The organism is Actinophytocola sp. (assembly GCF_035942955.1).
Taxonomy (GTDB): Bacteria; Actinomycetota; Actinomycetes; order Mycobacteriales; family Pseudonocardiaceae; genus DASYTH01.
The window spans coordinates 38,575-45,298 of sequence record NZ_DASZCQ010000032.1 but is presented as its reverse complement, the minus strand read 5'-3'; the positions used below and the strand labels follow the sequence as shown (position 1 = coordinate 45,298).

The 6,724-nt window shown below is 72.8% G+C and carries 9 protein-coding genes; 5 read left to right on the top strand and 4 right to left on the bottom strand.

Annotated features, from left to right (window positions below):
- On the bottom strand, positions 1-917 hold a 917-nt coding region (locus VGX25_RS02930), incomplete at its 3' end, for a DUF6239 family natural product biosynthesis protein (RefSeq protein ID WP_326915995.1).
- On the bottom strand, positions 875-1,453 hold the full coding sequence (locus tag VGX25_RS02925) for a hypothetical protein (RefSeq protein WP_326915994.1): 579 nt from the start codon (positions 1,451-1,453) through the stop codon (positions 875-877). The genes VGX25_RS02930 and VGX25_RS02925, both read right to left, overlap by 43 nt.
- Positions 1,454-1,593: 140 nt before the next feature.
- Between VGX25_RS02925 and VGX25_RS02920 the strand changes: the two genes are divergently transcribed.
- On the top strand, positions 1,594-2,019 hold the full coding sequence (locus tag VGX25_RS02920) for a MerR family transcriptional regulator (RefSeq protein WP_326915993.1): 426 nt from the start codon (positions 1,594-1,596) through the stop codon (positions 2,017-2,019).
- On the opposite strand, the gene VGX25_RS02915 is transcribed toward VGX25_RS02920, so the two are convergent.
- Together VGX25_RS02915 and VGX25_RS02910 are read right to left on the bottom strand one after the other, a co-directional pair.
- The gene (locus tag VGX25_RS02915) at positions 2,016-2,180 is read right to left on the bottom strand and encodes a hypothetical protein (RefSeq protein ID WP_326915992.1); all 165 of its coding nucleotides are present in this window, start codon (positions 2,178-2,180) and stop codon (positions 2,016-2,018) included. The genes VGX25_RS02920 and VGX25_RS02915 overlap by 4 nt on opposite strands.
- A 51-nt stretch (positions 2,181-2,231) precedes the next feature.
- Positions 2,232-3,101, bottom strand: coding sequence for an NAD(P)H nitroreductase (locus VGX25_RS02910; protein WP_326915991.1), 870 nt, complete (start codon positions 3,099-3,101; stop codon positions 2,232-2,234).
- Between the two features lie 149 nt (positions 3,102-3,250).
- On the opposite strand from VGX25_RS02910, the gene VGX25_RS02905 reads away from it, so the two are divergent.
- Genes VGX25_RS02905 through mtnB form a run of 4 tightly spaced genes read left to right on the top strand, consistent with a single transcriptional unit; the run spans position 3,251 to position 6,723 of the window.
- Complete coding sequence (locus VGX25_RS02905) at positions 3,251-4,435, top strand: acyl-CoA dehydrogenase family protein (protein WP_326915990.1); 1,185 nt, start codon at positions 3,251-3,253, stop codon at positions 4,433-4,435.
- The gene (locus VGX25_RS02900) at positions 4,435-5,415 is read left to right on the top strand and encodes a methylthioribose-1-phosphate isomerase (RefSeq protein ID WP_326915989.1); all 981 of its coding nucleotides are present in this window, start codon (positions 4,435-4,437) and stop codon (positions 5,413-5,415) included. The genes VGX25_RS02905 and VGX25_RS02900 overlap by 1 nt, the downstream gene beginning before the upstream one ends.
- Entirely contained in the window at positions 5,412-6,122 is a 711-nt protein-coding gene (gene mtnC / locus VGX25_RS02895) for an acireductone synthase (protein WP_326915988.1), read from the top strand. Before VGX25_RS02900 ends, mtnC begins: the two co-directional genes overlap by 4 nt.
- Entirely contained in the window at positions 6,115-6,723 is a 609-nt protein-coding gene (mtnB, locus tag VGX25_RS02890) for a methylthioribulose 1-phosphate dehydratase (protein WP_326915987.1), read from the top strand. Before mtnC ends, mtnB begins: the two co-directional genes overlap by 8 nt.
- Position 6,724: the final 1 nt, after the last annotated feature.

Here is a 6,724-nt window from a genome sequence, read left to right as displayed (position 1 = left end):
CCGGTGATCCGGTCCGGCGCCGGCGCGCCGGCGCCGGTGTCCGTGGTGACGGCGCCGAGGTTGCCCCCGTAGCGGATCCACAGTCCACTTCGGCCCGGTGGCAGCCGGACCGCCGCCCAGGCGCCCGTGGTGCCGGCCCGGGATTCGGCCGGCACGAGGTGATCCGGGTCGGTGCCCACCTCGGCGCCCTCGCCCGCCACGTGCACCAGGTTCCAGCCCGGCCGGTTCGGCACGACCAGCACATCTACTGTGGATGAACCGATCGCGGCCTGGTGAATGGTGGCCACCCCGGGGACCGGCGGGGGCGACCGCAGCACCGCCGCCTGCGCCACGCCCCCGGCGAGCGCGATGGCCAGGACCGCCGCGATCACCCGGACGGCGGCGGTCCCGATCCTGGTGCGCGGCCGGCACACGACGAACCACGCAAGGCCGGTCAGCGCCAGCACCACGCCGGTGTGCAGCAGCAGCCGCACGGTGGCCGCCGGACCGCCGCCGAGCACGGCGCGGGCGAACTCCACGACGGCGATCGTGCCGGCCAGCCCGAGGATCCACGGCGCGATCATTCGTAACCGGCTTGCCAGACCGGCGAACCGGGGATTCCTGGACCGGGTCACGTACACCGGTCCGGCGAGCGCGGCCAGCACCAGCGGCACCGCCTGCGCCGGGAGATCGAGCCCGCCGGCCAGCATCAGCTCCAGCACCACCGCGCCGCCCGCGACGCCGGCGACCGCCGTCGCGGTGACCCGCCCCGGCTCGGCGAGGAAACCGCGCAGCAGGGCGAATCCCGCGACGACGGGAATCGCGGCGAGCAGCAGCACCCGAAGCAGCAGTGGGCCGATGCTGACCCCGACGGAGAGAACGTGGTCGTGCGGGCTCACCGCGCCGGTGCGGCGGCCGGCGCCAGCGCACACGAGCATTGCATGAGCGCGCGCTCCTCCGGCCGCGGGCGCATGTGCATGACCATGGCCACCACCATGGGAATGAACACGATCGCGTTGTAGAACAGGTGCAGCTCGACCCTTGGGAAGATCAGCTGGGCGATGCTCGTCGGGACCGTCTTGCCGAGCAGGTAGGCGCCGGTGAGGGCCTGCAGCAACAGCAGCAGGTGCTCGAAGTGGTGCCACACCTGGATCCACATCGCCGCGTTCCACCACGTCCGCGCCCGCCCGGTGAACCCGTGCCGCAGCGTCACGAACGCGACCAGCATGACGATCGCGAACCCGTAGTGCAGCCACTCCGACTTGACCAGCCACGGGAAGGCCAGCCCCAGCGCGCCGCCCGCCTTGGGCCGCGGCCAGCCCAGCCCGAAGATCTGCACGGCCTGGGCGATGTGCTCGACCCAGTGCGCGATCACGACAAGGAGGAACACGTTCACCGCGGCCCGGTGATACTTGGTGTTCAGCAACCCGTCCGGACCTAACCAGCGCCGTTGCTTGACTCCTGCCGTCGTCATGGCAAAGCTCCACTTCGTCGTCACAGGCTGTTTCTTGATGCTGCCTAGAGATCGCGGGGCCGGGCATCTTCCATCATGCTGTGTCGAAGATCCAGGCGCTAGACACTCGGTCGGGTCGAGCTGGTGGAACGGGAGTGCACGTGACGGAGCTGATCCCGATCGGGGAGGCGGCGGAGAAGCTGTCGATGAACACGTCGGCGCTGCGCTACTACGAGGAGCGCGGGCTGGTGGCGCCGGCCGAGCGGCGGGGCGGGAAACGGATGTACGGCCGGGCCGAGTTGCGGCGGTTGGCGCTCATCCAGCTCGCCCACCGGCTCGGGGTGCCGCTGGACACCGTCGGGGCGATCATGGACGCGCCGAACGAGTCGTGGCGGGACACGGTGCGCGCGCAGATCGCGGCGCTGGACGAGCTGATCGCACAGGCACAGGGGGCCAAGAACTTCCTGTCCCATGCGCTGCAGTGCCCGAGCGCGCATCCGATCGACGAGTGTCCGGTCATGATCGGCGTGCTGGACGACCTGGTCGCCGGCAAGTCGGTCGAGCGAGTGGCCGCGGAGCACACTTAGGACCGCGCCACTAGCGCGAGCGGCATGGTCAGGTCGGGTCTGCCCTGGTGGGCGGTGCTCGTGCCGCCGGTGGCCGCGCTGGTGCTGGCGGTGACCAGGGGCCGGGACCTCGGCGTGGGGTTGGCCCTCGTGGCGGTCGCCCCGGGCAAGGCCACCCTCATGCTGGGCACCGTTCATCTCACGATCTTTCGGCGCGTTCCTGTTCCTTGCCGTCACCCCGTAGCCCAGTCCACCACGTCGGAGATCGGGCGGCGGCCGGTGGCCGGGAACGGGTCCGGGTCGTCGGCCGGCCAGCCGACCCGCAGCACCAGTTGGGGGACGGAGCCGCCGCCGAGCACCCCGGCGCGGACCAGGTCGCGGGTACCGGGCGTGTCGAGCGGTTCGGTGAGCGCGCAGGTGGCCAGGCGCCTGCGGGTGGCGGCGAGCAGGACGGCGCTGGTCGCCTCGCCGGCGCGCAGCCAGGCCAGCCGGCTGTCGGCACCCATACCGAGAACCAGCAGCGTTCCCACACCGTCCTCTTCGGACTCGACATGGTCACGGCGGAGCGCGGGGCCGGCGCGGGCCAATGCGTACACGGAGGACCGATGGAGATCCGGTAGCACCGAAAGCAACCGCGCGCGGGCGTCGCCGGGATGCACGACGCGGAGCTGGGCGCCCTCGGCCCCGGCGAGGTGGGTGAGCTCGGCGATGCGGGCGCCGGACACCTCCAGCGGGCCGTACGCGCGGCGATCGGTACGCCTGCGGGGGATCGACACGGCCAGCGTGACATCGGCGCGGGCGGGCAAGCGGGGCACGGTCTCGATGGACGCGAGGTGATCCGGCCGCCGCGGGTCGGGCAGCCGGTAGGTCGCCGGCAGCCAGCCGAGTGCGGTCAGCCCGATCCGCAGGTGATGCAGGGCCGCACCACAGCTGATCAACAGGTCCCGGCCGTCCGTCGCGGGCAGCCGGGTGGCATCGGCGTACAGGTCGATGGACCCGCGACCGACGCGGAACCGCCACGGCTGCGAGTTGCGCACCGACGGCGCTCGCACCGCCAGCTCCAGCGCGGCGTACACGGTGTCCCGGTCGAGGAAACGCGTCACTGTTGCTACCCACTCCTGCTCGAACCATGACGATCGCCTGAACCGTGCCCCCACGGACAGGGTCTCCTGGCCCCGGATGAGGGGGCCTAAGTACCCGGTTTTGACGCAAATGTCACCCTGTTCTCGGAGCACACGACCGCGGAGGTCCGATGAGCACACCGGCACAGGTCGGGCGCGCGGCGGCGGAGGAGCTCGCCGCGACCCTGCGCGTGGACGCCGCCGAGCGGGACCGCGCGGCCCGGCCGCCGGTCAAGGAGGTCGGGCTGCTACGCGGATCGGGCCTGCTCACCCTGCTGATTCCGGTGGAGCTCGGCGGCGGGGGCGGGGCGTGGCCGGACGCCAACACGGTCACCCGGATCGTCGCCGGCGCCGACGCCTCGGTCGGGCACCTGATCGGCTACCACTACCTCCACCAGTGGCGCAGCGAGCTGTTCGACCGGCGGGAGATCACCGAGCGGCTGCGGCGGCAGACCGTGCGGCACTCCTGGTTCTGGGCCGGGGTGAGCAACCCGCTCGACGCCGACCTCACCTTGACCCCGGCCGGCGACGGGTTCACCGTCGACGGGCGCAAGACGTTCGCCACCGGCGCGATGGTCGCCGACCGGCTCGTGGTCAGCGCGGTCCGGGCGGACAGCGGCGAGAAGGTCACGTTCACGGTGGACGCCGGCGCCAGGGGGATCGGCTACCTCGACGACTGGGACAACATGGGTCAGCGGCTGACGGCCAGCGGCGGCGTGGTGTTCGACAACGTGGCGGTGCCGGCCGGGGACGTGCTGGGCGTGCAGCCGGACGACCCGCTGGCGCCGGGGGCGGTGCGGATCTCCCTTGCCGCCCTGGGGTTCCAGCTCATCCTGTGCCAGATCTACGTGGGCATCGCGGAAGGCGCGCTGGCCGAGGCGGCCGAGTACACCAGGCGCCGGACCCGGCCGTGGACATTGTCCGGAGTGGACAGTGCGGTGGCGGACCCGTACATCCTGGCCGGATACGGGGAGCTGGTGGCCGGCGTGCGGGCCGCGCGGCTGCTGGCCGACGAGGCCGCCGCGGCGCTGCACGCCGCCGCCGAGCGGGGCTCGGAGCTGACCGCGGAGGAGCGCGGTGCGGCCGCGGTGACGATCTCCGCGGCCAAGGTGCTGTCCACCCGGGTGGTCACCGAGACCACGTCGCGGATCTTCGAGTTCGCCGGCGCGCGGGCCACCGCCGCCGCGTTCGGCTTCGACCGCTTCTGGCGCAACGCCCGCACCCTGACGTTGCACGATCCGGTGGCGTACAAGGCACGCGAGGTCGGTGCGCACTTCCTCACCGGTGAGTACCCGCCGTTCACGGGGTACAGCTGATGCTTCCGGTACTCGCCGACAGCGTCCGGCTGGCCGACGACGGCGTGCACATCCTCGACCGGCGGGTGTTCCCGGCCGAGCGGGTGTGGGTGCGCTGCCGGACCGTCGAGGACGTGGCACGGGCCGTCGAGGACATGGTCACCCAGTCGTCCGGGCCGTACTTCGCGGTGCTCTGGGGGATGGTGCTGGCGGCCAGGGAGGCTGCGGATCTGGAACCGGCCGCGGCCAGGGCGTACCTGGACCGGGCAGCCGCGCGCCTGACCGCCACCCGGCGCACGAACAACCACCTGCGCAAGGCCGTCCGCGCCGTGCTGTCCACAGTGGACGACACGGGCTGGCGTACCGGGGCGGAGCTGGAGGCCGCCGCGCTCGCCGGGGCGCGGGCCGGCGACGAGCGCTACCGGACGCGCAGCCGCCTGCTCGGCGAGTTCACCGCGGAGTTGTTGCCGGACTCCGGATCCGTGCTCACCCACTGCTGGGCCGACCTGTACCTGGTCGAGCTGGTGCTGGCCCTGGGCCGGGCCGGCAAACGGATCGGGTTCGTGTGCACCGAGACCCGGCCGTACCTGCAGGGCGCCCGGCTCACCGCGGCCACCCTGGTCGAAATGGGCGTGGACACCCGGGTGATCACCGACGGGATGGGCGCCGCGGTGCTGGCCGCCGGTGAGGTCGACGCGCTGGTCACGGCCGGCGACCGGGTGACGATGGACGGCCACGTGGTCAACAAGATCGGCACGCTGGGGTTGGCGGTCGCCGCGCACGCGTTCGAGGTGCCGTTCCTGGCAATGGTTCAGGCGCCCGACCGGAACGCGGCCACCGCCGCCGACGTGCCGATCGAGCACCGCTCCGGCGACGAGTGGCTGACCGGCGGCTACCCGGTGTTCGACATCACCCCGCCGCGGTTCGTGACCCTCGTGGTGACCGACCGCGGCCCGTTCGACCCGCGCAAGCTCGCCGACTACTACCGGGAGGCGCCGTGAACCTGATCGCCAGTTGGGTGGTCCTCGACATCGAGGGCACCCTGACCGCCACCAGCGCGGTGCACGTCGGCCTCTACGACTATGCCCGCCCGCGGCTCGGCCCGTGGATCGACGCGCACCCGTCCGACCCGCAGGTGCGCGATGCCGTTGCCCGGACCAAGAAGCTGGCCGGGCTGCCCGAGTCGGCCGGCACCGCCGAGGTGGTGGAGGTGCTGCACGGCTGGATGGCGGCCGACGAGAAGATCGCCCCGCTGAAGACCCTGCAGGGCCTGATCTGGCAACGCGGCTACGCCTCCGGCGAGCTGATCACCGAGTTCTTCCCCGATGTGGCGCCGGCGCTGCGGACCTGGCACGCCGACGGGCTGCGGCTGGCCGTGTTCTCGTCCGGCTCGGTCGCCGGCCAGGTCGCGTCGTTCTCCCGCACCACCGACGGAGATGTCACCGGCCTGTTCTCCCGGCACTTCGACACCGTCAACGCCGGCCCCAAGCGGGAGGCGTCCTCCTACCGCGCGATGGCGTCCGAACTGGACACAGACCCGGGCGGCATCGTGTTCCTGTCCGACGTTCCGGCCGAGCTGGATGCCGCCGCCGGTGCCGGCTGGCAGACCGTCGGCGTGGCCCGGCCGGGGGAGCCGTACGCCGATGCCGACTTCGGTCCACATCGGACAATCCGGTCCTTCGCCGAGATCCGGATCACCCGTGGATGACCGGCTGCGGGCGGCCGGCCGGGCCCTCGCCGCCGAGGCCGCCCGCTACGCCGCGATGGGCTGGATGCGCGGCACCTCCGGCAACCTGTCGGTGGTCGTCGACCGCGACCCGCTCCGCCTCGCCGTCACCGCCGGCGGCCTGGACAAGGGCGAGCTGACCCCGCGGGACGCGGTGCTCGTCGACGGGTCCGGCGCGGCCCTGCCCGGCCAGGACCGGCGCCCGTCGGCCGAGGCCGGCCTGCACGCCCGCATCGCCACCGTGTCCGGCGCCGGCGCCGTGGTCCACGTGCACGCCCTCGCCCCGGTGCTGGCCGCGGAACGCTGGCCCACCGGCATACCCCTGCAGGACCTGGAGATGCTCAAGGGTTTCGGCCGCGCCGCCCACCGCGACGTCGTCATCGTCCCGGTCATCCCCAACGCCCAGGACATGGACGACCTTGGCGACGCGTTCGAGGTGGGCTTCCGCCAAGACACCCCGGCGCTCGTCGTGGCCCGGCACGGCGTCTACGTCTGGGGCGTCGACCTCTACCAGGCCCGCCACCGCCTCGAGTGCCTCGAGTGGTTGCTCCGCTTCGCGGTGGGGACGACACTCGGCATGTAGG

Bases quoted from the DNA above. Each gene is read 5' to 3' on its own strand.
- VGX25_RS02925 (WP_326915994.1), bottom strand. From the start codon at position 1,453: ATGACGACGGCAGGAGTCAAGCAACGGCGCTGGTTAGGTCCGGACGGG.
- VGX25_RS02915 (WP_326915992.1), bottom strand. From the start codon at position 2,180: ATGAGGGTGGCCTTGCCCGGGGCGACCGCCACGAGGGCCAACCCCACG.
- VGX25_RS02905 (WP_326915990.1), top strand. From the start codon at position 3,251: ATGAGCACACCGGCACAGGTCGGGCGCGCGGCGGCGGAGGAGCTCGCC.
- VGX25_RS02900 (WP_326915989.1), top strand. From the start codon at position 4,435: ATGCTTCCGGTACTCGCCGACAGCGTCCGGCTGGCCGACGACGGCGTG.